The organism is Mycobacterium timonense (genome assembly GCF_025821985.1).
GTDB lineage: Bacteria > Actinomycetota > Actinomycetes > Mycobacteriales > Mycobacteriaceae > Mycobacterium > Mycobacterium avium.
In genome coordinates, this window is sequence record NZ_JACKSY010000026.1 from 130,285 (window position 1) to 153,590 (window position 23,306).

The window sequence follows — 23,306 nt, forward strand, 5'->3', positions numbered from 1 at the left end:
ATACAACCGCCATCTACCTACATGATAGCCGGTCGACAGCTGGCTCCCATTTTGCGCTAAGTCAGCCGACTACAGTGTTGCCATGACCCGGTCCTCTTGCCAGTCCTCCGATGCAGCCAGAGAAGCCGACCGAGCAGCCGATTCACCCGCCCCCCGACTGTCGGCCGACCACCCGGGCGTCAACGAGCTGTTCGCGGTGCTGGCCTACGGCGAGATCGCCGCGTTCTACCGGCTCACCGACGAGGCCAAGATGGCTCCCGACCTGCGCGGACGGATCTCGATGGCGAGCATGGCCGCCGCCGAGATGCAGCACTACGAGCAGCTGCGCGACGCGCTGGAGAGCCGGGGCGTCGACGTGGTGTCCGCGATGTCGAAGTACGTCTCGGCGCTGGAGAACTACCACCGGCTGACGATGCCCAGCACCTGGCTGGAGGCGCTGGTCAAGACCTACGTCGGCGACGCGTTGGCCGCCGACCTGTACCTGGAGATCGCCGACGGGCTGCCCGACGAGGTCGCCGACGTGGTGCGCGCCGCGCTGGCGGAGACCGGGCACTCGCAGTTCGTCGTCGCCGAGGTGCGCGCCGCCGTCACCTCCAGCAGCAAGCAGCGCAGCCGGCTGGCGCTGTGGGCGCGCCGCCTGTTGGGCGAGGCGATCACCCAGGCGCAGTACCTGCTGGCCGACCACGACGAGCTGGTCGATCTGGTGGTGTCCGGCGCCGGCGGGCTGGGCCAGCTCAACGCGTTCTTCGACCGGCTGCAGCAGACCCACGAGCGGCGCATGCGGGAACTGGGCCTGGGCTGAGCCGGGTCGCGGCCATGAGGCTCAGCGGGCGCAGGTCGCCATGTTCGAGGCGTTGGCCGAGGCGACCACCCGCTGGCCGGCGGCGTTGAAGATCGAGCAGCTGAGCCGGCCGTAGAAGCTGGTCGCCACCACGGATTCGGTCTGCACGCCGGGTTCCAGCACCACCACCTTCGACCACGGCAGCGACACGTTGAACTCAGTCTGCGGCACCCCGTGCGCGTCGGTGTAGACGACGTTGACCAAATCCAGCAGCTGCTTGCTTCCGCTCACGCTGTAGACGACGGTGCGCGGATCCACCGTGACCGTCGGCGCCGCCGCCAGAGGCGGTGCGGCCGTGGGGGTTTGGGCCGGGGCGACGCCGGGGGTCAGGCTGGGCGCGACGCTGGGCGCCGCGCTGGGTGAGGTGACCGTGGTGAACGTCTCGGCCGGCAGCGGGCGCGACGGGCTCGGGGAGGCGCTGGGCGGGACGGACGCCTTGGTGGTCGCGGGCGCCGAGGTCACCGAGTGCGGGGCCGACGCCCCCACCGTGGCCTTGGTGGACGCGCTGTCCCCGCTGTTGATGATGACGGCGGTGGCGATGGCGCCCAGGGCCACCACGGCGCCGACGATCGCGGTGGCCGGCCGCCAGCGCGAGTCGGCGGGCCAGCCGGTCCAGTTGTAGTCGGCGTTCAGGTAGGGGTCGGTGTCGCAGGCGTCGTCAGCGTCGTCGTCCGGGTAACCCCGGATCCGGTCGTCGAGGTGCGGCAGTGTGGTACCCATGGGGCCGAAGTTAGCCATGTGACAACACGGATCGGGTATCGCGCGGGTGCCCGAGACAACCTGCAAGCGAATCGTTATCGCACCGCGACCGCAGTTTCGCTGACCGCGAAGTGTGGGACTGTCTCGGGTGGGGTCCCGCCGCGTCCACTAGCCTGCTGCTGACGGGGCGCGACGGCAATGTCGGCGACAGACTTCGAATACCTACGGAAGGGGTGACCGTGGAGGTCAAGATCGGTATCACGGATAGTCCACGCGAGCTGGTCCTGACCAGCACCCAGACGCCCGACGAAGTCGAAGAACTGGTCAGCGCCGCGCTGAGCGACGGGTCGGACCTGCTGCGCCTCAGCGACGAGCGGGGCCGCCGCTTCCTGGTGCACACGTCCAAGATCGCCTACGTCGAGATCGGCATCGCCGACGTGCGCCGGGTCGGCTTCGGGGTGGGCGCCGAGGTGGTCGGCAAGCACGCCGGCAAGGGGCGTTGAGGGCTTGCCTACGAGCGGGTGAGCGGCACGTGTGACAGCCCGCCCCAGGCGAACGCGACGGTGCCCTCCACGGCATCGGCCTTGGAGATCGGGCGGTCGGAGTCAAGCCAATAGCGGGCGCAGTCGACGCTGATGCCGACCAGCCCGACCGCGATCATCCGCGCCCGGTGCGGGTCCAGCCCGGAGTCCTCACTGATCAACGCGTAGACCGCGTCGATGCAGGATTCGGTGGCCACCCGCACCTGGGCGGCCACCTCGGGTTCGGTGACGTAGTCGTTCTCGAAGATCAGCCGGTAGCCCTGGCTGTCGTGCTCGATGAAGTCGAAAAACGCTTGCACCGCGGCGTGCAACCGCCGCCGGTTGTCCTTGGTGGTGCTCAGGGCCTGCTGCACGCCGGAGACCAGGTTCTCCACGTGCCGGGCCAGCACCGCGAGGTACAGCTCGAGCTTGCTCGTAAAGTGTTGGTACAGAACGGGTTTGCTGACCCCGGCCCGGTCGGCGATCTCGTCCATGCCGGCCGCGTGGTAGCCGCGGTCGACGAACACGTCACTGGCGACGACGAGCAGCTGGCCGCGCCGCTCGTCGCGGGGCAACCGGTTGCCTCGCCGGTTGGAAGCCGCGGCGCCGTCCGTCGGCCGACCGCGGTCAGCCGATTTGACGGCACGCCGTGCCGGCATCTTGGCGAGTTCGCTCATCGAGTCCTCATCTGATCGTCACCTGATCGCCCAGGGCCGGCCGTCGGTAAACCGGGGCCAGCCGCTCGCAGCTCGTTGCACAGACCTTACTACCCGCGGGGTTGATGCGACCGTCATCGACGTCGTCGTCGCTGGCAGAAGCGGTGTCCGGCGGCCGATTCGGGCGCGCCACCGACGGCGCGGCCGGGCGGCTGTGTAATCCTGGGAAAATGACGTCGCAGCGGCCCCCGCGCAGCACGGGTCGTGTGCCGGTGCTGCGCGACGAGTGGCGCGAACCGTTGCGCGCGCTTCGCGACCCGCTGGCCCGGGAAGCCGGGCGGACCCGCGCAGACCGGGAACGGCCGCGGCAGTGGCGCAAACAGACCTGGCTGGGGCGGTTCGTCTCCACCTACGGCTGGCGCGCATACGCCCTGCCCGCGCTGGTGGTGCTCACCGCCGTCGTCATCTACCAGACCGTGACGGGCACCAGCTCGCCGAAACCGACCGCCAGCCAGCCGATCCAGAGCCCGACCGCGATCGGCGCGGTGGGCACCACGATCATCGACGCCCCGCCGCGCGGGCTCGCCGCGTTCGACGCCAACCTGCCGGCCGGCACATTGCCCGACGGCGGCCCGTTCACCGAAGCCGGCGACAAGACCTGGCACGTGGTGCCCGGCGTCACACCGCAGATCGGTCAGGGCACCGCCAAGGTGTTCAAGTACAGCGTCGAGGTGGAGAACGGCATCGACCCGACCATGTTCGGCGGCGACGACGCATTCGCTCAGATGGTCGACCAGACGCTGGCCAACCCGAAGGGCTGGACGCACAACCCGCAGTTCGCGTTCATCCGGGTCGACGCGACCGCCGGCGCCAAGCCGGACTTTCGCATTTCGCTGGTGTCGCCGGTGACGGTCCGCGAGGGCTGCGGCTACGAATTCCGGCTCGAAACCTCTTGTTACAACCCGGTATTCGGGGCCAACCGGGAGGCGCGGGTCTTCATCAACGAGGCGCGTTGGGTGCGCGGCGCGGTGCCGTTCGAAGGGGACGTCGGCTCCTACCGCCAATACGTGATCAACCACGAGGTCGGCCACGCCATCGGCTACCTGCACCACGAGCCGTGCGAACAGCAGGGCGCGCTGGCGCCGGTGATGATGCAGCAGACGTTCTCCACGTCCAACAACGACGCCGCCCAGTTCGACCCCGACGTCGTCAAGGCCGACGGCAAGACCTGCCGCTTCAATCCCTGGCCGTACCCGATCGCCTAGCGGCCTCGTTGCCGCGCCGTGGGCGGGCTGCTGTGATGGTGGTAGACGGCTCGAATCGCTGAGCCGACCGACCTGCAGGAGACGTTTCCCGTGTCCACGCCGCTGCCGCCGCTGGTGGCGCCCGCAGACCAGCTGACCGCCGACGAGATGGCCCGCTACAGCCGGCAGCTGATCATCCCCGGCCTCGGCGTGGACGGGCAGAAGCGGCTCAAGAACGCCCGGGTGCTGGTGATCGGGGCCGGCGGGCTGGGCGCGCCGACGCTGCTCTACCTGGCCGCGGCCGGGGTGGGCACCATCGGCATCGTCGAGTTCGACGCGGTCGAGGAGTCCAACCTGCAGCGCCAGATCATTCACGGGGTGGCCGACGTCGGGCGGTCCAAGGCCGCCTCGGCGCGCGACTCGATCGCCGCGATCAACCCGCTGGTCGACGTGCGGCTGCACGAGTTCCGGCTGGACGCGTCCAACGCCGTCGAGCTGTTCGGCCACTACGACCTGATCGTCGACGGCACCGACAACTTCGCCACCCGCTACCTCATCAACGACGCAGCGGTGCTGGCCGGCAAGCCGTACGTGTGGGGGTCCATCTACCGGTTCGAGGGCCAGGCCTCGGTGTGCTGGGAGGACGCCCCGGACGGCCGCGGACTCAACTACCGCGACCTCTACCCCGAACCCCCGCCGCCCGGCGCGGTCCCGTCCTGCGCCGAGGGCGGGGTGCTGGGCGTCGTCTGCGCCGCCATCGCCTCGGTGATGAGCACCGAGGTGATCAAACTCATCACCGGGATCGGCGAATCCCTGCTGGGCCGGTTGATGATCTACGACGCGCTCGAGATGAGCTATCGCACCATCGCGATCCGCCGCGACCCCTGCGACGCGTCGCGGCCCGCCATCACCACGCTGGTCGACTACGAGCAGCTGTGCGGCGCCGCGCCGGCCGCCTCCACCGACGCCGCCACCGGCGGGGCCGAGGCGGCCATCACCCCGCGGCAGCTGCGCGAGCTGCTGGACTCCGGCGCCAAGCTGGCGCTGATCGACGTGCGCGAACCGGTGGAGTTCGACATCGTGCACCTCGACGGGGCGCAGCTGATCCCGCAGTCGTCGATCAACTCCGGGGAGGGCCTGGCAAAGCTGCCGGCCGACCGCATGCCGGTGCTGTACTGCAAGACCGGGGTGCGGTCGGCCCAGGCGTTGGCGGTGGTGCGCCAGGCCGGATTCAGCGACGCGGTGCATCTGCAGGGCGGGATCGTGGCCTGGGCGCAACAGATGCAGCCCGACATGATCCTGTACTGACCAACCCGCTTGTTGGACTCGTTTAGAGTACCGGTGTGACAGTCGAGCCACCGCCGGATCATGTGTTGTCGGCGTTCGGTTTGGCCGGCGTTAAACCCGTCTATCTGGGTGCCAGCTGGGAGGGCGGCTGGCGGTGCGGCGAAGTCGTCCTGTCACTGGTGGCCGACAACGCGCGCGCGGCCTGGTCCGCCCGGGTCCGCGAGACGCTGTTCGTCGACGGGGTGCGGCTGGCCCGCCCGGTCCGTTCCACCGACGGCCGCTACGTGGTGTCCGGGTGGCGCGCCGACACCTTCGTCGCGGGGACGCCGGAGCCCCGGCACGACGAAGTCGTCTCGGCGGCGGTGCGCCTGCACGAGGCGACGGGCAAACTCGAGCGGCCCCGCTTCCTGACCCAGGGGCCCACGGCGCCCTGGGGCGACGTAGACATCTTCATCGCCGCCGACCGCGCCGCCTGGGAGGAACGGCCGCTGGCCTCGGTGCCGCCGGGGGCGCGGGTGGCCCCCGCGACGGCGGACGCCCAGCGATCGGTGGACCTGCTCAACCAGCTCGCCACGCTGCGCAAGCCCACCAAGAGCCCCAACCAGCTGGTGCACGGCGACCTTTACGGCACAGTGCTTTTCGTGGGTTCGGCGGCGCCGGGGATCACCGACATCACCCCCTACTGGCGGCCCGCGTCGTGGGCGGCCGGAGTGGTGGTCATCGACGCGTTGTCCTGGGGGGAGGCCGACGACGGACTCATCGAACGCTGGAACGCCCTGCCGGAGTGGCCGCAGATGTTGTTGCGCGCGTTGATGTTTCGGCTGGCCGTGCACGCGCTGCACCCCAGGTCTACCGCCGAGGCGTTTCCGGGGCTGGCCCGCACCGCGGCGCTGGTCCGGCTGGTGCTCTAAGCGCCGAACCGGTGCCGGACCTCGGGCAGCGGGATCCTGCCTTCGGTGGCGAGCACGCCTTCGGCGCGCAGCAGTTCCAGCTGCCGGGTCCGCAGGTGCCGCGCCGGGCGCCCGGAGGCGGTGATCACCCGGTGCCACGGCAGGTCGGAGGAGTCGGTCCGCATGATCCAGCCGACGATGCGGGCACTGGAAAGCCCTGCGACAGCGGCGATGTCGCCGTAGGTGGCGACCCTGCCGGGCGGGATGGCCGCGACCAGCGCCCGCACCCGCTCCACCTGCTCGTCGGTCACCGGCGCCACGTCAGCGCGCCTTGAGCAGCTCGCGAGCCAGCGCGGCGACGTCGTCGGGCTTGGCGTAGGGCACCATGTGGTTGCAGTCGAAATCCAGCAGCCGGAACCGCGATCCCAGCCGGTCCTGCAGCGCCGCGATGAGTTCGTCGCCGACGTACGGCGGCGCGGTTCGCTTGGCGCGCACCAGGATCGTCGCCGTCTGCGCCGGCGGCAGCACCGGGTCGCGGGCCAACTCGCTCCAGTACGACATCATCGCCGGCAGACACACCCGCCAGCCGTACCGCCCGTTGGGCAGCTCGATCAGGTGCTCGTCGATCTCGGCGTCCAACAGCGCGGGCTCGACATCCGACCACGAGCCGTGCAGCTTCTCCAGCCGCGCCTCCTCGGCGTCGGGATAGTCCGGCGAGGCCAGCATCGCCTCGGCGATCTCGCGCATCCAGGCGCCGTCCAGCCCGATCGCCGGGTCCAGCAGCAGCAGCCCCGCCACCCGGTCCGGGCGCACGGCGGCCAGGTGCATCGCCAGCCCGGCCCCGAAGGAGTGGCCGACCACCAGCACCGGCGCGCCGGCCTGCGCGTCGAGCAGGTCTGCCAGCGCCGAGATGTTGGCGTCGATGGTCCACGGCGCCGACCAGCTGGACCGGCCATGGCCCACCAGATCCGGTGCGGCCCAAGCGAATTCGGGCAGCAGGCCGGCCAGGTGCTGCCAGCGCTGCCCGTGCCCGGTCAACCCGTGCAGCGCCAGGATCCGCGCCGGACCGGGCGGGCCGTAGCGGTGCACATGCAATGTCGCGGTCACCCGTCGATGGTGCCAGCCGCCGCGGTCGCGGTGCGCGGGCGGCCCGCCCCGGTGCCGCGCTCAGCGGTCGTCATCCCACTCGTCCTCGGTGGAGACGATGTAGGCCTGGTCGATCACGTCGGCCTCGTTGGCCTCGCGATCGCCCGCACTCACGTACTCGGTGTCCAGGCCGGTCTCGTCGTCGGTATCGACGGGCCGCTGTTGCTCGGCGACGTCGCCTTCAGGCGGCTCGTCGATGGGAAAGCCGCGTTCGTCCTTCATGGTCCTGGACCCCTCCTTCGGTTGTTGAAGCACCATTGTTCGCGCTGCGCCGCCTTCCAGGGTAGGGAGGTGGTGTCGGTGCAGGTCACGCTCGCTTGTCACACCCCGGTGATTGCATGCAGCCATGTCATTCACCTGGGATGCGCAGGCGGGCGCCGTGCTGGCGCCCGGTGCCCGCGGGACCGTCCGGGTGCTCGGCGGGCCGGGCACCGGCAAGAGCAGCCTGCTCGTCGACGCTGCGGTCGCCCAGATCGAGGCCGGCGTCAACCCGGAATCGGTGCTGCTGCTCACCGGTTCCGGCCGGCTCCCGATGGCCGAGCGCAGCGCCTTGACGACGGCGCTGTTGCGGTCGGCGGGCGCCGGCCCGGCCGTCCGCGAACCGTTGGTGCGCACCGTGCACGGTTACGCGTACGCGGTGTTGCGCCGCGCCGCCGAGCGCGCCGGCGAGGCGCCGCCGCGGCTGGTCACCAGCGCCGAACAGGACGCGATCATCCGGGAACTGCTGGCCGGGGATCTGGCCGACGGCCCGCGCGCGGCGACGGCCTGGCCGGCCGCGCTGCGTCCGGCGCTGAGCACCGCGGGATTCGCCACCGAACTGCGAAACCTGTTGGCGCGCTGCGCCGAACGCGGTGTCGACCCTCAGGCATTGGAGCGGCTCGGCCGGCGCTGCCGACGGCCGGAATGGGTGGCCGCCGGTCAGTTCGCGCGCCAGTACGAACAGGTGATGTTGCTGCGCGCGGCGGTGGGCACGGCCGCCCCGGAGGCGACGACGCCCGCGCTGGGTGCCGCCGAACTGGTGGGTGCGGCGCTGGAGGCCTTCGCCGTCGACGCCGAGCTGCTGGCTGCCGAGCGTGGCCGGATCCGGGTGCTGTTGGTCGACGACGCCCAGCAGCTGGATCCGCAGGCCGCGCGGCTGGTGCGGGTGCTGGCCGCGGGCGCCGATCTGGCGCTGATCGCCGGGGACCCCAACCAGGCGGTGTTCGGCTTCCGCGGTGGCGATCCCGGCTCGCTGCTCGACGGCGCGGCGCCGGCGGTGACGCTGACCACGTCGCACCGCTGCGCCCCGGCCGTCGCGCGCGCGGTCAGCGGCGTCGCGGGCCGGCTGCCCGGCAGCAGCGCCGGCCGCCGCATCGAGGGCGCCGGACCGGGGGAGGGCTCGGTCGCGGTGCGGCTGGCCGCGTCCGCGCACGCCGAGGCGGCCGCCATCGCCGACGCGCTGCGGCGCGCCCACCTGGTCGACGGCGTGCCCTGGTCGCAGATGGCGGTGATCGTGCGTTCGGTGCCGCGGGCCGGCGCGCGGTTGCCGCGGGCGCTGGCCGCCGCCGGGGTGCCGGTGACCGCGCCGGCGGCGAGCGGGCCGTTGGCCGAGCAGCCGGCGGTGCGCGCGCTGCTGACCGTGCTGCTGGCCACCGCCGACGGCCTGGACGGGCAGCGGGCACTGGCGTTGCTGACCGGCCCGATCGGCCGTGTCGACCCGGTGTCGCTGCGGCAGCTGCGGCGAAACCTGCAGCGCGCCAACGCCGGACGCCCGCCCGGTGATTTCGCCGAGCTGTTGGTCGAGGCGCTCACCGGTACCGCGCCGCCGCCCGGTGCACTGTTCCGGGCGCTGCGCCGGGTTCGCGCGGTGCTGGACGCGGCCGGGCGCTGCCACCGCGACGGTCAGGACCCGCGCTACATCCTGTGGGCCGCCTGGCACCGGTCGGGGCTGCAGCGCCGCTGGCTGTCGGTCAGCGAGCGCGGCGGCCCCGCCGCCGCCCAGGCCGGCCGGGACCTCGACTCGGTGACCGCGCTGTTCGACATCACCGACGACTACGTGTCGCGCACCTCGGGCGCGTCGCTGCGCGGGCTGGTCGAGCACGTCGCCGCGCTGCAGCTGCCCGGCGCCGGCCCCGTGCCGGTGGCCACCGCCGAGCAGGTCAGCGTGCTCAGCGCGCACGCCGCGCTGGGCCGCGAATGGGATTTCGTGGTGATCGCCGGGCTGCAGGACGGGTTGTGGCCCAACACCGTTCCGCGCGGCGGGGTGCTGGGAACCCAGCGGCTGCTGGACGTGCTGGACGGGGTCAGCGCCGACGCGTCCGTGCGGGCGCCGCTGCTGGCCGAGGAGCGCAGGTTGCTGGTGGCGGCCATGGGCCGGGCCCGGCAGCGGCTGCTGGTGACGGCGGTGGACAGCGACACCGACGGGTCGGATCACGAGGCCGCGCTGCCGTCGCCGTTCTGCTACGAAATCGCGCAGTGGGCCGGCGAAGACGTCGAAACCGCTGCCTTGCAGCCTGTTTCGGCCCCGCGGGTGTTGTCGGCGGCCGCGCTGGTGGGGCGGCTGCGCGGGGTGGTGTGCGCGCCGGACGGCGCCGTGGACGAGCTCGACCGTCGTTGCGCGGCAACGCAATTGGCCCGACTGGCCCAAGCCGGGGTGCCCGGCGCCGACCCGGCCAGCTGGCACGGCCTGATCCCGGTCAGCACCGCCGAACCGCTGCGCGGCGGTGGCGACGTCGTCACCTTGACACCGTCGACCATGCAGACGCTCACCGACTGCCCGCTGCGCTGGCTGGCCGAACGGCACGGCGGCACCGACCCGCGCGACCTGCGCTCGGCCATCGGTTCGGTGGTGCACGCCCTGATCGCCCAACCGCACCGCAGCCCGGCCGAACTGGTGGCCGAGCTGGACCGCGCCTGGCGGCACTTACCCTTTGCCGCGCAATGGCATTCGGACAACGAGCTGGCCCGCCACCGCGCGATGCTGGAGGCGTTCGCGCAGTGGCGGGCGAACACCCGCGGCGCGCTGACCGAGGTCGGCGTCGAGGTCGAGATCGACGGCACGCTGTCCACCGGTGACGGCCGCGAGGTCCGGCTGCGCGGCCGGGTGGACCGGCTGGAGCGCGACGCCGCCGGTCGGCTGGTGATCGTCGACGTCAAAACCGGCAAGACCCCGGTCAGCAAGGACGACGCCCAGCAACACGCGCAGCTGGCGTTGTATCAGCTGGCGGTGGCGCACGGCTTGCTCGGCGCCGCCGGCGGCGACGCGGAACCCGGTGGGGCGCGGCTGGTTTACGTCGGCAAGGCCGCGGCATCGGGGGTGGTCGAGCGCGAGCAGGATCCGCTGACGGCGGCCGCCGCCGACCAGTGGCGCGAGGCGCTGCGGCGGGCGGCGGACGCGACGGCCGGTCCGCAGTTCATCGCGCGGCGCAACGACGGCTGCACCCACTGCCCCCTGCGGCCCTGCTGCCCCGCCCACGCCGACGGGTCCGGCCGATGAGCGACCGCTACAGCCCCCGCGAATTGGCTTGCGCCCTCGGGCTTTTCCCGCCAACCGAGGAGCAGGCCGCCGTCATCGCCGCGCCGCCGGGGCCGCTGGTCGTCATCGCGGGAGCCGGTGCCGGCAAGACCGAGACCATGGCCGCCCGGGTGGTGTGGCTGATCGCCAACGGCTACGCCCACCCCGGCCAGGTGCTGGGGCTGACGTTCACCCGCAAGGCCGCCGGCCAGCTGTTGCGCCGGGTCCGCTCCCGGCTGGCCCGGTTGGCCGGCGTCGGGTTGGGGGCGGCGAGCCCGAACCACGGTGCCGTCGACCCCGAAGCCGCCCCGGTGGTCAGCACCTATCACGCCTTCGCCGGCTCGCTGCTGCGCGACTACGGCCTGCTGCTGCCGGTCGAGCCGGACACCCGGCTGCTCAGCGAAACCGAGTTGTGGCAGCTGGCTTTTGACGTGGTGAACCGATACCGCGGGCCGCTGCGGACCGACAAGACGCCGGCCGCGGTCACCTCGATGGTGCTGCGGCTGTGGGGACAGCTGGCCGAACACCTGGTCGACACCTCCCAGTTGCGCGAGACCCACCTGGAACTGGAGCGGCTCGTGCATGCCCTGCCCGCCGGCCCGTACCAGCGTGACCGCGGCCCCAGCCAATGGCTGCGGCGGCTGTCGGGCACCCAGTCGGAGCGGGCCGAGCTGGTCCCGCTGCTGGAGGCGCTCGACGAGCGGATGCGCGCGGTCAAGGTGATGGACTTCGGCATGCAGATGGCGTCCGCGGCGCGGCTGGCCGCGGCCTTCCCGCAGGTCGGCGCCGACCTGCGCGGCCGCTACCGGGTGGTGCTGCTGGACGAATACCAGGACACCGGCCACGCCCAGCGCATCGCGCTGTCGGCGCTGTTCGGCGGCGGTGTCGACGACGGGCTGGCCTTGACCGCCGTCGGCGACCCCATCCAGTCGATCTACGGCTGGCGCGGCGCCTCGGCGACCAACCTGCCCCGGTTCACCACCGACTTCCCCCGGTCCGACGGCACCCCCGCGCCGGTGCTCGAGCTGCGGACCAGCTGGCGCAATCCGCCCCGCACGCTGCGGGTGGCCAACGCGATCTCGGCCGAGGCGCGCCGGCGTTCGGTGGCCGTGCATGCCCTGTGCCCGCGGCCGGAGGCCCCGCCGGGCACCGTGCGCTGCGCACTGCTGCCCGACATGGTCGCCGAACGCGAATGGATCGCCGACCACATCGACGCCCACTACCGCCGGGCCCGGGCGGACGGCGTCAGCCCGCCCACGGCCGCGGTGCTGGTGCGCCGCAACGCCGACGCCGCGCCCATCGCCGACGCGCTGCGGGCCCGCGGGATCCCGGTAGAGGTCGTCGGGCTGGCCGGGTTGCTGTCCGTGCCCGAGGTCGCCGAGCTGGTGGCCATGCTGCGGCTGGTCGCCGATCCGACCGCCGGGGCGGCCGCGATGCGGGTGCTCACCGGCCCGCGCTGGCGCCTCGGCGCCCGCGACCTGGCCGCGCTGTGGCAACGCGCCCGCGCCCTCGGTGGCGCCGGGACGGCCGGCGGGCCGGCCACGGCCGAGGCGATCGCCAGCGCCGCCGATCCCCGCAACGTCGAAGCCGACGCCGTGTGTCTGGCCGACGCGATCGCCGATCCCGGCCCGGCCGAAGGGTATTCGGCTGCGGGGTACGCGCGCATCGCCGCGCTGGCCGCCGAGCTGAGCGCCCTGCGCGCCCACCTCGACCACCCGCTCGGCGACCTGGTGGCCGAGGTGCGCCGGGTGATGGACCTGGATTGCGAAGTCCGCGCCGCGGCCGCGGCGGGCTGGGCCGGCACCGAGCATCTCGACGCGTTCGCCGACGTCGTCGCCGGCTACGCCGAACGCGCCGACACCGGTGGCACCGACGCGTCGGCGTCCGCCTCGGTGGCCGGTCTGCTGGCCTTCCTGGATGTCGCCGAGTCGGTCGAAAACGGTTTGCCGGCAGCACCATTGGCGGTCGCACGTGACCGCGTCCAGGTGCTGACCGTGCACTCGGCGAAGGGGCTGGAGTGGCAGCTGGTGGCGGTGGCGCACCTGTCGGGCGGCGTCTTTCCCTCCACCACCGCCAAGACCACCTGGCTCACCGACGCCGCGGAGCTGCCGCCGCTGCTGCGCGGCGACCGCGCCCGCCCGGGCGCGTTGGGCATCCCGGTGCTCGACACCTCCGACGTCACCAACCGCAAGCAGTTGTCGGACAAGATCTCCGAGCACCGCCGCCAGCTCGAGCAGCGGCGCGTCGACGAGGAACGCCGCCTGTTGTACGTCGCGGTCACCCGGGCCGAAGACACCCTGCTGGTATCCGGGCACCACTGGGCGGCCACCGGCATCAAACCGCGCGGCCCGTCGGACTTCCTCTGCGAGATCAAGGACGTCATCGACGCCTCGGCCGCGGCCGGCGACCCCTGCGGAACGGTGGAGCAGTGGGCGCCGGCGCCCGCCGACGGCGAACGAAACCCGCTGCGCGACAACGCCGTCGAGGCCGTATGGCCGGCCGATCCGCTGGCGTCCCGGCGCGGTGAGGTCGAGCGCGGTGCGGCGCTGGTGCGGCAGGCGATGGCGGCCGAGCCGGGTGATCCGGGCGCCGACGTCGAGGGCTGGGCCGCCGACGTCGACGCGCTGCTGGTCGAGCGGGCCCGCGTGACCGGGCCGCCGCCGCAGGTCCTGCCGGGCCAGCTGTCGGTCAGCTCGCTGGTCGGCCTGGCCCGCGACCCGGCCCGGGCCGCGCAGCGGCTGAGGCACCGGCTGCCGTCCCGGCCGGAGCCGCATGCGTTGCTGGGCAACGCGTTTCACGCGTGGGTGCAGAAGTTCTACGGCGCCGAGTGCCTGTTCGAGCTCGGTGACCTGCCGGGCGCGGCGGACTCCGACGTCGGCGACACCGCGGAATTGGCCGAGCTGCAGGCCGCATTCCTCGAATCACCTTGGGCTGCAAGGACTCCCGTCGCCGTCGAGGTGCCGTTCGAAATGCCGATCGGTGACACGCTGGTCCGCGGCCGCATCGACGCGGTGTTCGCCGAATCGGACGGCGGCGCCACCGTGGTGGACTGGAAAACCGGGGCGCCACCGGACAGCCCGGAAGCGATGCGCCAGGCCGCCGTCCAGCTCGCGGTGTACCGCCTGGCCTGGGCGGCGCTGGCGAAGGTGCCCGAGTCGTCGGTGCGCACCGCCTTCCATTACGTGCGGGCGCGCACCACGGTGGTTCCCGAGGCGCTGCCGACGTCCGACCAGTTGGCCGGTCTGCTCGCACCGACCGCGCCGGTGTGACCCGCGCCGCCCGAGTATTGGGCGACCGGTTCCCGTGGTTACATAAGACCCGTGTCCCGAGCGCAGCAGTCAAGGCGATGACGGACCGCCGTGCGCAACGGTAGGTCGCGAAAGCTGAGCGGTCTGAATCAGACGCTGGCCGCCCAGCGCGGCCACCAGTTGGTCGGCGTGGTGCGCATTCCCGAGGAGCACGCCAGCCCCATCCGCGTCATCACCCGGCGCCTGGCCATCGCGCTGGTGGTGCTGTTCGCCGCCGCCGTCATCGTCTACGCCGACCGGTCCGGCTACCGGGATCTTAGGGGCGGGTCGCTGACCTTTCTGGACTGCGTGTATTTCTCCGCGGTGTCCCTGTCGACCACCGGCTACGGCGACATCACGCCCTACACCGAGACCGCCCGCCTGGTGCACACCCTGATCTTCACCGCGCTGCGGATCGCCTTTTTGGCCGTGTTGGTCGGCACCACGCTGGAAGTGCTCTCCGAGCGGTCCCGCCAAGGGTGGAAGATTCAGCGTTGGAGGAGCAGAGTGCGCAACCACACCATCGTGATCGGCTACGGCACCAAGGGCAAAACCGCCGTCGCCGCCATCCTGGGCGACGAGACCACCCAGGCCGAGGTCGTCGTCGTCGACACCGATCGCAGCACCCTCGAGCACGCCGAGAGCGCGGACCTGGTCACCGTGCACGGCGACGCCACCAAGGCCGACGTGCTGCGGCTGGCCGGGGCCCAGCACGCGGCGTCCATCATCGTGGCCACCAGCCGCGACGACACCGCCGTGCTGGTGACGCTGACCGCGCGCGAGATCGCGCCGCACGCCAAGATCGTCGCCTCGATCCGGGAGGCCGAGAATCAGCACCTGCTGCAGCAGTCGGGCGCGGACTCGGTGGTGGTGTCGTCGGCGACGGCGGGCCGGCTGCTCGGCCTGGCCACCACCACCCCGAGCGTGGTGGAGATGATCGAGGACCTGCTGACGCCCGACGTCGGGTTGGCGATCGCCGAGCGGGAGGTCGAGCAGTCCGAGATCGGCGGCTCGCCCCGGCACCTGCGCGACATCGTGCTCGGCGTGGTGCGCGACGGCCGGCTGCTGCGCATCGACGCCCCCGAGGTGGACGCGGTCGAGGCCAACGACCGGTTGCTCTACATCCGCAGCGCGGGGCATTGATGGCGATCGCGGACTTTCAGCTGCGCAGCGTTCCGCTGCTGTCGCGGGTGGGCGCCGATCGGGCCGACCAGTTGCGCACCGATGTCGAGGCCGCCGCGGCGGGCTGGGCCGACGCGGCGCTGCTGCGGGTGGACTCGCGCAACCAGGCGCTCGTCGCCGACGGCCGGGTGGTGCTGGGCGCCGCCGCCGAGCTGGGTGACAAGCCCCCGCCGGAGGCGGTGTTTTTGGGGCGCCTCGAGGACGGCCGGCACGTATGGGCCATCCGCGGCGCGCTGCAGGCACCCGATGATCCCAAGGTGCGCGCCGAGGTGGTGAACCTGCGCAGCCTCGGCCCGATCTTCGACGACACCAGCAGCCAGCTGATGTCCTCGGCCGTCGCGCTGCTGAACTGGCACGAGCGGTCGCGGTTCAGCTCGGTGGACGGCTCGCCGACCAGGCCGGCCCGGGCGGGTTGGTCGCGGGTCAACCCGGTCACCGGGCACGAGGAGTTCCCGCGCATCGACCCGGCGGTGATCTGCCTGGTGCACGACGGCGGCGACCGCGCGGTGCTGGCCCGTCAGGCGGTGTGGCCGGAGCGGATGTTCTCGCTGCTGGCCGGATTCGTCGAGGCCGGGGAGTCGTTCGAGGTGTGTGTCGCCCGCGAGGTCCGCGAGGAGATCGGGCTGACCGTGCGCGACGTGCGCTACCTGGGCAGCCAGCCGTGGCCGTTCCCGCGCTCGCTGATGGTCGGCTTCCACGCCGTCGCCGACCCGGCGCAGGACTTCGCGTTCAACGACGGCGAGATCGCCGAGGCGGCGTGGTTCACCCGCGACGAGGTGCGCGCCGCGCTGGCGGCCGGGGACTGGTCGTCCGACTCGGAGTCGAAACTCCTACTGCCCGGGTCGATTTCGATCGCGCGGGTGATCATCGAATCCTGGGCCGCGCTCGACTGACCCGGTGGTCAGTTGCCGACTTCGGCCAGCTTGGCCTTCACCTGCGCGGCGCTGGGGTTGGTCAGTGTGGAACCGTCGGCGAACTTCACCGTCGGAACCGTCTTGTTGCCGCCGTTGACCGAGCTGACGAACTCGGCGGCGGCGGGGTCGTGTTCGATGTCGACCGCCTCGTAGGGGATGCCGTTGGACTTGAGCACGGTCATCAGCCGGTGGCAGTAGCCGCACCACGACGTGGTGTAAACGGTGAGCGGGGCAGAGGTCATAGCCGGATAACGTAGCCCGGCGACGAAGCATTCCGCGCAGCGGGATGCGCAGGAGTGGGCGATTGGGGTGGTGCCCGGCGACGAAGCATTCCGCGCAGCGGGATGCGCAGGAGCGGGCCGACTCGCCGGGGCGCGATGCACCGCGTTCGTCACCGACTTGTCAGTATGGGAAGCCAAGATGGACGCCATGCCGACCCTCGCCGATCCCTTGACCGCCGGGCTGGACGACGAGCAACGCGAAGCCGTGCTGGCCCCGCGCGGCCCGGTCTGCGTGCTGGCCGGCGCCGGCACCGGCAAGACCCGCACCATCACCCACCGGATCGCCCAACTGGTCGCGGGCGGTCATGTCGCCGCCAATCAGGTGCTGGCGGTCACCTTCACCCAGCGCGCGGCGGGGGAGATGCGCTCGCGGCTGCGGGCGCTCGCCGCCGCGGCGGGCACCGACGCGGCAGTCGGCTCGGTCTCGGCGCTGACCTTTCACGCCGCCGCCCACCGGCAGCTGCGCTATTTCTGGCCGCGGGTGGTCGGCGACACCGGCTGGCAGCTGCTGGACAGCAAGTTCGCGGTGGTGGCCCGGGCGGCCAGCCGCACCCGGATCAACGCCAGCACCGACGACGTGCGCGACCTGGCCGGCGAGATCGAGTGGGCCAAGGCGTCGCTGATCGGCCCGGAGGAATACCCGGCCGCGGTGGCCGCCGCCGGGCGGGACATTCCGCTGGACGCCGCGAGGGTCGCCGGCGTGTACGCCGCCTACGAAGCCCTCAAGGCCCGCGGCGACCACGTCACCCTGCTCGATTTCGACGACCTGCTGCTGCACACCGCGGCGGCGATCGAAAACGACCCGGCGGTCGCCGAGGAGTTCCGCGACCGCTACCGCTGCTTCGTGGTCGACGAATACCAGGACGTCACCCCGTTGCAGCAGCGGGTGCTGGCCGCCTGGCTGGGCGATCGCGACGACCTGACCGTGGTGGGGGACGCCAACCAGACCATCTACTCGTTCACCGGGGCCTCCCCGAGGTTCCTGCTCGACTTCTCCCGCCGGTTCCCCGACGCGACCGTGGTGCGGCTGGAACGCGACTACCGCTCCACCCCGCAGGTGGTGTCGCTGGCCAACCAGGTGATCGCCGCCGCCCGCGGCCGGGTGGCCGGCAGCAAGCTGCACCTGGTCGGGCAGCGGCCGCCGGGTCCGGTGCCGACCTTCCACGAGCATCCCGACGAACCGGCCGAGGCCGCCGCCGTCGCCAAATCGATTGCGCGGCTGATCGAATCGGGCACCCCCGCCTCGGAGATCGCGGTGCTCTACCGGGTCAACGCCCAGTCGGAGATCTACGAGGAGGCGCTGACCGAGGCCGGCATCCCCTATCAGGTTCGCGGCGGCGAGGGGTTCTTCAACCGCCAGGAGATCAAGCAGGCCCTGCTGGCGCTGCAGCGCGCCGCCGAGCGCGAGGGCGAAGACGCCCGAGCAGAGCCGCTGCCCGCGGTGGTGCGCGCGGTGCTGGAACCGCTGGGGCTGACGGCCGACGAGCCGGTCGGCACCCGGGCCCGGGAGCGCTGGGAGGCGCTGCGCGCGCTGGCCGAACTGGTCGACGACGAGGTGGCGCGGCGTCCGCAGCTGGACTTCGCCGGCCTGCTGACCGAACTGCGGATGCGCGCCGACGCCCGGCACCCACCCGTGGTGCAGGGCGTCGCGCTGGCGTCGCTGCACGCCGCCAAGGGACTCGAGTGGGACGCGGTGTTTCTGGTCGGCCTGGCCGACGGCACGCTACCCATCTCGCACGCGCTGGCGCACGGCGCCGACAGCGAGGCGGTCGAGGAGGAGCGGCGGCTGCTCTACGTCGGAATCACCAGGGCCAGAACACATTTGGCGCTCAGCTGGGCGTTGGCCCGCAGCCCGGGCGGGCGGCAGAGCCGCAAGCCGTCGCGATTCCTCAACGGCATCGCACCCCAGACCCGGGCCGAGGCGGCGCCGACCAGGTCCCGCCGCAACCGCAGCGCCGCCACCCGCTGCCGGATCTGCAACAACAACCTGACCACCCCGGCGGCCGTCATGCTGCGACGCTGCGAGACGTGTGCCGCCGACATCGACGAGGACCTGCTGGTGCGGCTCAAGGCGTGGCGGCTGGACGTCGCCAAGGAACAGAAGGTGCCCGCCTACGTCGTGTTCACCGACAACACCCTGATCGCCATCGCCGAGCTGCGGCCCGGCGACGAACAGGCGCTGATCGCGATCCCCGGCATCGGCGCGCGCAAGCTCGAGCAGTACGGCCCCGACGTGCTGGAGCTGGTCCGCGGTCGCTGACCGGCGAATCCGCAGGTCACAAAATCGGTTGTGATGACCGACGGGCACCGTTTACCCTCGATACCGCAACCCGGCAGTACGGAAACTCAGCGGGACGGAAAGGAGGGCGGCCACGATGATCGGCAACGCGTTCGGCGTAGGCGTGGCTCGCGCGACCCGTCCCGCCCCGTCCGCGGCCGGCCTTCCCGCCGCGCACGCCGCGCACGCCGCCGCCCTGGCGGCCGCGCGTAAGCATCGCGCCGCCGCCGCGACCGACGCGTCCGTACGAGTCGGGGGCCCGCCGAAGGCAAGGTAAGCACCAGCCCGGTTTTCCCCAGATGGCCACGGACCCGAAGTCACAGGATCCGTGGCCATAGTTGTTGGGTCGACCACCTTTCGACCCGGTCCGGATCACTACCAGCAGAGCAATCCGAACCAGGAAGAAGGTGATAGGACATGTCGGCACCGACGGTCCCCAGACAAGCCCTGCCGTGCCACGTCGGCGACCCCGATCTGTGGTTCGCCGAAGCGCCGGCGGATCTCGAGCGGGCCAAGCAGCTGTGCGCCGGCTGCCCGGTGCGCCGCCAGTGCCTGGCGGCCGCGCTGGAGCGCGCCGAACCCTGGGGCGTGTGGGGCGGCGAAATCCTCGACCGCGGCGCGGTGCTGGGCTTCAAACGACCCCGCGGGCGTCCCCGCAAGGACGGCCGGCGCGCCGGGGCCGCGGCCTAGCAGCCAGCGTTTCTAGACGACGGCGTTGTCGGGTTCGGCGAAGCCGGGCACCAGCTCTTCGGACAGCGCCTTGATCGGCACGTGGGCGTCCAGCTGGCACAGGATGGCGGCCACCGACATGATCACCCGCATCGGAATCACCAGCTTGGGCGGCAGGTCCATCTGCCGGGCGGTGCGGATCTGCGACACCGACCGGTCGATCTCGATGGCGGACATCTTCTGCAGCCACTTGCGGGTGTAGTGGAACACCTCGACCTCGACCGGCTCGACGTACTGACGCAGCATGTCGTCGATGTCGCGCACGGACACCTGCTGGCCCTTCTGGATGAACCCGGCCTTCTCCATCGTCGGCAACAGCAGGTCGTAGTTCTTGTCGCGGGCCAACCGGATCGTCATGCCGAGTTCGACGGGCAAGCCGTCGGGCAGTGGCGCGACGGCGCCGAAGTCGATCACGCCCATCCGGCCGTCGGGCAGCAGCATGAAGTTGCCCGGGTGCGCGTCGCCGTGCAGCATGCCCAGCCGCCGCGGCGCGTCGAAAGTGAGCTCCAGCAGCCGGGTGCCCATCAGGTCGCGCTGCTCGGTGGTGCCGTGCCGGATGATCTCGGCCATCGGGATGCCCTGCATCCACTCCTGGATCACCACCTTGGGCGCGCTGGCCACGATCCGCGGCACCGCGAAGTGCGGGTGGTCCTGGTACGCCTTGGCGAAGGCGCGCTGGTTCTCGGCCTCCAGCCGGTAGTCCAGCTCCATCTCGGTGCGCTCGATCAGCTCGTCGACCACGCCCTGGACGTCGGCGCCGGGCGCGAGCTGCTTGAACACCCCGACCAGGCGCTGCATGGTCTTGAGGTCGGCCCGCAGCGCCTCGTCGGCGCCCGGGTACTGGATCTTGACGGCGACCTCGCGGCCGTCGGACCACACCCCCTTGTGCACCTGGCCGATGCTGGCCGAGGCCACCGGGGTGTCGTCGAACGAACTGAACCGCTCCCGCCACTTGGTGCCCAGCTGCGCGTCGAGCACCCGGTGCACCTTCGCCGCGGGCAGCGGCGGGGCGTCCTTCTGCAGCTTGGTCAGCGCCTCGCGGTAGGGCTCGCCGAATTCCTCGGGAACCGCGGCCTCGAGCACCGACAGCGCCTGACCCACCTTCATCGCGCCGCCCTTGAGCTCACCCAGCACGGTGAACAACTGGTTGGCGGCCTTTTCCAGGAGCTCGGCCTGGACCTCGTCCCTGGACTTACCGGTCAGGCGTTTACCGAATCCGATCGCCGCCCGGCCGGCGAATCCGACCGGAATGCTGGCCAGCTTCGCGTTGCGCGCGGCACGTCCCCGTTTGATATCCGACACGTAACCATCATCCATGATGGCCAGCGCGATGGGGAGAGACGGCGACAACGGCGGTTGTCACACCCCGGTGGCGCACGTCAGCGCGATAGGGCCGGCCCGAGTGCGCCCGCATCAGCAGGAACACAAGGGATGCCGGTCCCACCGGCGGGCGACGATGGCGCCGGCTTGCAGGTCGAATTCCAGAGTCGCGTTCAGCGTCTGGGGCGGGGCCGGATCGGACGCCGCCGGCTGCCCGCGCACCGCCGCGATCACCCGGTTCACCTGGCTGAGCGCCAGCGCGCCGGTCGCCAGCACGGTGGCCCGGTCGGCGACTCCGACGGTGTCGCGCAGCTGCGCGCAGATCACCGGCCAGGCCGCGTCGCGGTCCCGGCGGTGCAGATCCGCGCACGACAGGCAGCTGGTCACGCCCGGGATCACCAACGGGCCCACCAGCCCGACGCCGTCGCGCACCCGCACCGGCAGATGCGCGACGCCCTGCTCGTGCAGGTCGCGCACCAGGCGCGGGTCGGCCACCAGGTAGTCCGAGAGCACCACCAGGTCGACGTCGTCGCCCGACACCGCGGCGTGCGGCTGGCTGCTGTGCGCGATCCGGGCGCCCGAGCAGCGCAACGACTCCACCAGCAGCTCCGACAGCGGGCCGCGGCCGTGGATGCGCACCGACGGCGCCCGCCCGCCCGACCGCCCGCATTCGCTCGCCACCCCGGCGCCGACCAGTTGGGTGACGAGATTCCTCAGGCCGTCGGCGTCGGTCAGGCCGTGCTCGAGCGCACGGCGCTGCAGCTCCGACAGCGGGGTGGGCGAGCACATGGACCGCAGCAGCCTGGCCAATTCGGCGGCGGCCAGGCCCCGCGGTGGACGCACCAGCACCGCGCGGCGGGGATCCCAGCCGACCTGCACGGCGCCATCGGGCCGCAACAGCACCGGCATCGCGGGATCCAGCGCGTAGGTGGTTGCGGGGGTGGAAACGGTGGCTGCGGGCACCGCTGCACTGTGGCACGCCGGCCGCGACCGCGCCGCTCAGCTATCCACAGCCGAACCGACGAGACGCTGAGAACATCCGGTGCCCGCCAGGCGCGAGCCAACTGATAATCAGGCGGGTCCGTGTCGTCAGTTCCGGGATATCCGTTCCGCGGTGCTCAGGTATCGCCGCCGCCGGAACCGGGGCTGTCCGGGCCCTCCTGCTCGAGCCGGGCGATCGCCTCGTCGATGCCGCTGGTGTCGCCGCCGATCACCCGGTCGATGAACGCCGCGGGGTCGTCGAGGTCGTCGGCGTCGGGCAGCAGGTCGGGGTGTTGCCAGATGCCGTCGCGGGCGTCCACCCCGGCGGCCTCGGTGAGGCGCTCCCACAACGCGGCGGCTTCGCGCATCTTGCGGGGCCGCAGCTCCAGCCCGACCAGCGTGGCGAACGTCTGCTCGGCCGGGCCGCCGCTGGCCCGGCGCCGGCGCAGCGTCTCGGCCAGCGCGGCCGCGCCCGGGATCCGGTCGCCCAGCGCGGCGGCCACCACCACCTGCACCCAGCCCTCGATCAGGGCCAGCAGCGTTTCCAGACGCTCCAGCGCCTGCGTCTGAGCCGGTGTCGCCTTGGGCTCGAAAACGCCTTGGCCGAGCAGGTTTTCGATCGCCGCGGGATCCGACAGCGACGCGGGGTTGAAGTCGCGGGCCAGCTCCTCGATGCCGGACATGTCGATCTGCATGCCCATCGCATAGGCCTCGACGGCGCCCAGCAGCTGGCTGGCCAGCCAGGGGACGTGACTGAACAGCCGGTGATGCGCGGCCTCCCGCGCGGCCAGGAACGTCAGGATCTCGCTGCGCGGGCGCTCCAGGCCGGAGGCGAACGACTCCACGGCGTCGGGCAGTATCGCGGCAATTCCCTTGGGCCCCAACGGTAAACCGATGTCCGTTGAGGTCAGCACCTCGCGGGACAAGCGGCCCAGCGCCTGCCCGAGCTGCGAGCCGAACGCCATCCCACCCATCTGCGACATCATCTGCAGCAGCGGCCCGGCCATGCTCTTGGCCTCTTCGGGCAGCGAGGCGGCCCACACCGTCGAAATCTGTTGGGCCATCGGATCGCACAGCCGCTTCCAGGTTCCCAGCGTGTTGTCCACCCAATCGGCCGGCGTCCAACCCACCGCCTTGGCGGTGCCCGCCGGCAGCGCCGTCGCGCCGTCCAGCCAGGTCTCGGCGAGGTGCACGGCATCGGCGATCGCCGAGTTGGTGGTGGCCGGGATCGGCGCCACGAAGCCGATCGAGTTCGACGCCACCCGGCGCGCCAACTCGTAATTGACCGGCCCCGAATCGCTTCCGCCGGCCGAAGCGCTGCCGGCGCTGGAAAACATCTGACCCAGTTGGGTGAAGATCTGCCCCAGATCGCCCATGCCGAACTCGCCGCTGATGCCGAACGCGGCGAACGGGTCGGACGGGTTCGAGCCCGAATCCGGGTCTTTCTTCCCGGGCTTGTCGGGGTCCTCCCCGGAGGAGAAACCGAAAGGCAGGTCAGCCATAACCTCAACGGTACTCACCGTGGCATCGCAACGCGCGGCCTCGGGTCAGCTTGTA

General features: G+C 72.0%; 20 protein-coding genes. 11 read left to right on the top strand and 9 right to left on the bottom strand.

Annotation, left to right across the window (positions count from 1 at the left end; all coding sequences use genetic code 11):
- The first annotated feature begins 82 nt into the window (after positions 1–82).
- Complete coding sequence (locus tag H7I87_RS08870; RefSeq protein ID WP_023860974.1) at positions 83–802, top strand: ferritin-like fold-containing protein; 720 nt, start codon at positions 83–85, stop codon at positions 800–802.
- A gap of 21 nt (positions 803–823) precedes the next feature.
- On the opposite strand, the gene H7I87_RS08875 is transcribed toward H7I87_RS08870, so the two are convergent.
- Positions 824–1,561, bottom strand: coding sequence for an MmpS family transport accessory protein (locus tag H7I87_RS08875; RefSeq protein ID WP_003878903.1), 738 nt, complete (start codon positions 1,559–1,561; stop codon positions 824–826).
- 212 nt (positions 1,562–1,773) lie between these two features.
- Between H7I87_RS08875 and H7I87_RS08880 the strand changes: the two genes are divergently transcribed.
- The gene (locus H7I87_RS08880; RefSeq protein ID WP_003878902.1) at positions 1,774–2,043 is read left to right on the top strand and encodes a DUF3107 domain-containing protein; all 270 of its coding nucleotides are present in this window, start codon (positions 1,774–1,776) and stop codon (positions 2,041–2,043) included.
- A gap of 8 nt (positions 2,044–2,051) precedes the next feature.
- Here the strand turns inward: H7I87_RS08880 and fasR are convergent, their stop codons facing one another.
- The gene (gene fasR / locus H7I87_RS08885) at positions 2,052–2,738 is read right to left on the bottom strand and encodes an HTH-type transcriptional activator FasR (RefSeq protein ID WP_003874619.1); all 687 of its coding nucleotides are present in this window, start codon (positions 2,736–2,738) and stop codon (positions 2,052–2,054) included.
- 104 nt (positions 2,739–2,842) lie between these two features.
- Here fasR and H7I87_RS08890 point away from each other — a divergent pair, with 104 nt between their 5' ends.
- From H7I87_RS08890 to H7I87_RS08900, 3 genes are all read left to right on the top strand, one after another.
- Positions 2,843–3,982, top strand: a complete 1,140-nt coding sequence (locus tag H7I87_RS08890) for a DUF3152 domain-containing protein (RefSeq protein ID WP_011725917.1) — start codon at positions 2,843–2,845, stop codon at positions 3,980–3,982.
- A 90-nt stretch (positions 3,983–4,072) separates the two neighbouring features.
- Positions 4,073–5,269 (top strand): adenylyltransferase/sulfurtransferase MoeZ, encoded by a 1,197-nt coding sequence (gene moeZ / locus H7I87_RS08895; RefSeq protein ID WP_011725916.1) that lies wholly within the window; start codon positions 4,073–4,075, stop codon positions 5,267–5,269.
- A 35-nt stretch (positions 5,270–5,304) separates the two neighbouring features.
- The gene (locus tag H7I87_RS08900) at positions 5,305–6,159 is read left to right on the top strand and encodes a TIGR02569 family protein (protein WP_011725915.1); all 855 of its coding nucleotides are present in this window, start codon (positions 5,305–5,307) and stop codon (positions 6,157–6,159) included.
- Here the strand turns inward: H7I87_RS08900 and H7I87_RS08905 are convergent.
- Genes H7I87_RS08905 through H7I87_RS08915 form a run of 3 tightly spaced genes read right to left on the bottom strand, consistent with a single transcriptional unit; the run spans position 6,156 to position 7,506 of the window.
- The gene (locus H7I87_RS08905; protein WP_011725914.1) at positions 6,156–6,458 is read right to left on the bottom strand and encodes an MGMT family protein; all 303 of its coding nucleotides are present in this window, start codon (positions 6,456–6,458) and stop codon (positions 6,156–6,158) included. The two genes, H7I87_RS08900 and H7I87_RS08905, sit on opposite strands and share 4 nt — an antisense overlap.
- A gap of 1 nt (position 6,459) precedes the next feature.
- Positions 6,460–7,245 carry an alpha/beta fold hydrolase gene (locus H7I87_RS08910; protein ID WP_011725913.1) on the bottom strand — a complete coding sequence of 262 codons (786 nt, stop codon included), beginning with the start codon at positions 7,243–7,245 and terminating at the stop codon, positions 6,460–6,462.
- Between the two features lie 60 nt (positions 7,246–7,305).
- Positions 7,306–7,506 carry an Rv3202a family protein gene (locus H7I87_RS08915; RefSeq protein ID WP_003874625.1) on the bottom strand — a complete coding sequence of 67 codons (201 nt, stop codon included), beginning with the start codon at positions 7,504–7,506 and terminating at the stop codon, positions 7,306–7,308.
- A 124-nt stretch (positions 7,507–7,630) separates the two neighbouring features.
- Here H7I87_RS08915 and H7I87_RS08920 point away from each other — a divergent pair, with 124 nt between their 5' ends.
- The 4 genes from H7I87_RS08920 (at position 7,631) to nudC (ending at position 16,139) form a co-directional block, all read left to right on the top strand.
- Positions 7,631–10,759: an ATP-dependent helicase gene (locus H7I87_RS08920; protein ID WP_033725887.1), complete on the top strand. Its 3,129-nt coding sequence runs from the start codon at positions 7,631–7,633 to the stop codon at positions 10,757–10,759.
- A complete protein-coding gene (locus tag H7I87_RS08925) occupies positions 10,756–14,046 on the top strand; it encodes an ATP-dependent helicase (RefSeq protein ID WP_033727236.1) in 3,291 nt (1,096 codons plus the stop codon). The genes H7I87_RS08920 and H7I87_RS08925 overlap by 4 nt, the downstream gene beginning before the upstream one ends.
- Positions 14,047–14,136: 90 nt before the next feature.
- Positions 14,137–15,207 (top strand): potassium channel family protein, encoded by a 1,071-nt coding sequence (locus tag H7I87_RS08930; protein ID WP_009978654.1) that lies wholly within the window; start codon positions 14,137–14,139, stop codon positions 15,205–15,207.
- Positions 15,207–16,139: an NAD(+) diphosphatase gene (gene nudC, locus H7I87_RS08935; protein WP_011725910.1), complete on the top strand. Its 933-nt coding sequence runs from the start codon at positions 15,207–15,209 to the stop codon at positions 16,137–16,139. Before H7I87_RS08930 ends, nudC begins: the two co-directional genes overlap by 1 nt.
- A gap of 8 nt (positions 16,140–16,147) precedes the next feature.
- Here nudC and mrx1 read toward each other — a convergent pair whose 3' ends face one another.
- Positions 16,148–16,402 carry a mycoredoxin Mrx1 gene (gene mrx1, locus H7I87_RS08940; protein ID WP_011725909.1) on the bottom strand — a complete coding sequence of 85 codons (255 nt, stop codon included), beginning with the start codon at positions 16,400–16,402 and terminating at the stop codon, positions 16,148–16,150.
- 187 nt (positions 16,403–16,589) lie between these two features.
- Here mrx1 and H7I87_RS08945 point away from each other — a divergent pair, with 187 nt between their 5' ends.
- Together H7I87_RS08945 and H7I87_RS08950 are read left to right on the top strand one after the other, a co-directional pair.
- Positions 16,590–18,701, top strand: coding sequence for an ATP-dependent DNA helicase UvrD2 (locus H7I87_RS08945; protein ID WP_031347678.1), 2,112 nt, complete (start codon positions 16,590–16,592; stop codon positions 18,699–18,701).
- A gap of 435 nt (positions 18,702–19,136) precedes the next feature.
- Positions 19,137–19,409 carry a WhiB family transcriptional regulator gene (locus H7I87_RS08950; protein WP_011725907.1) on the top strand — a complete coding sequence of 91 codons (273 nt, stop codon included), beginning with the start codon at positions 19,137–19,139 and terminating at the stop codon, positions 19,407–19,409.
- Between the two features lie 12 nt (positions 19,410–19,421).
- On the opposite strand, the gene H7I87_RS08955 is transcribed toward H7I87_RS08950, so the two are convergent.
- The 3 genes from H7I87_RS08955 to H7I87_RS08965 all read right to left on the bottom strand — a co-directional run bounded on the left by H7I87_RS08955 (position 19,422) and on the right by H7I87_RS08965 (position 23,251).
- The gene (locus H7I87_RS08955) at positions 19,422–20,765 is read right to left on the bottom strand and encodes a macrolide-binding ATPase MABP-1 (RefSeq protein ID WP_023860976.1); all 1,344 of its coding nucleotides are present in this window, start codon (positions 20,763–20,765) and stop codon (positions 19,422–19,424) included.
- A 96-nt stretch (positions 20,766–20,861) separates the two neighbouring features.
- Positions 20,862–21,731, bottom strand: coding sequence for a cyclodehydratase (locus H7I87_RS08960; RefSeq protein WP_011725905.1), 870 nt, complete (start codon positions 21,729–21,731; stop codon positions 20,862–20,864).
- A 155-nt stretch (positions 21,732–21,886) separates the two neighbouring features.
- Positions 21,887–23,251, bottom strand: a complete 1,365-nt coding sequence (locus H7I87_RS08965) for a zinc-dependent metalloprotease (RefSeq protein ID WP_009978644.1) — start codon at positions 23,249–23,251, stop codon at positions 21,887–21,889.
- Positions 23,252–23,306 lie beyond the last annotated feature (55 nt).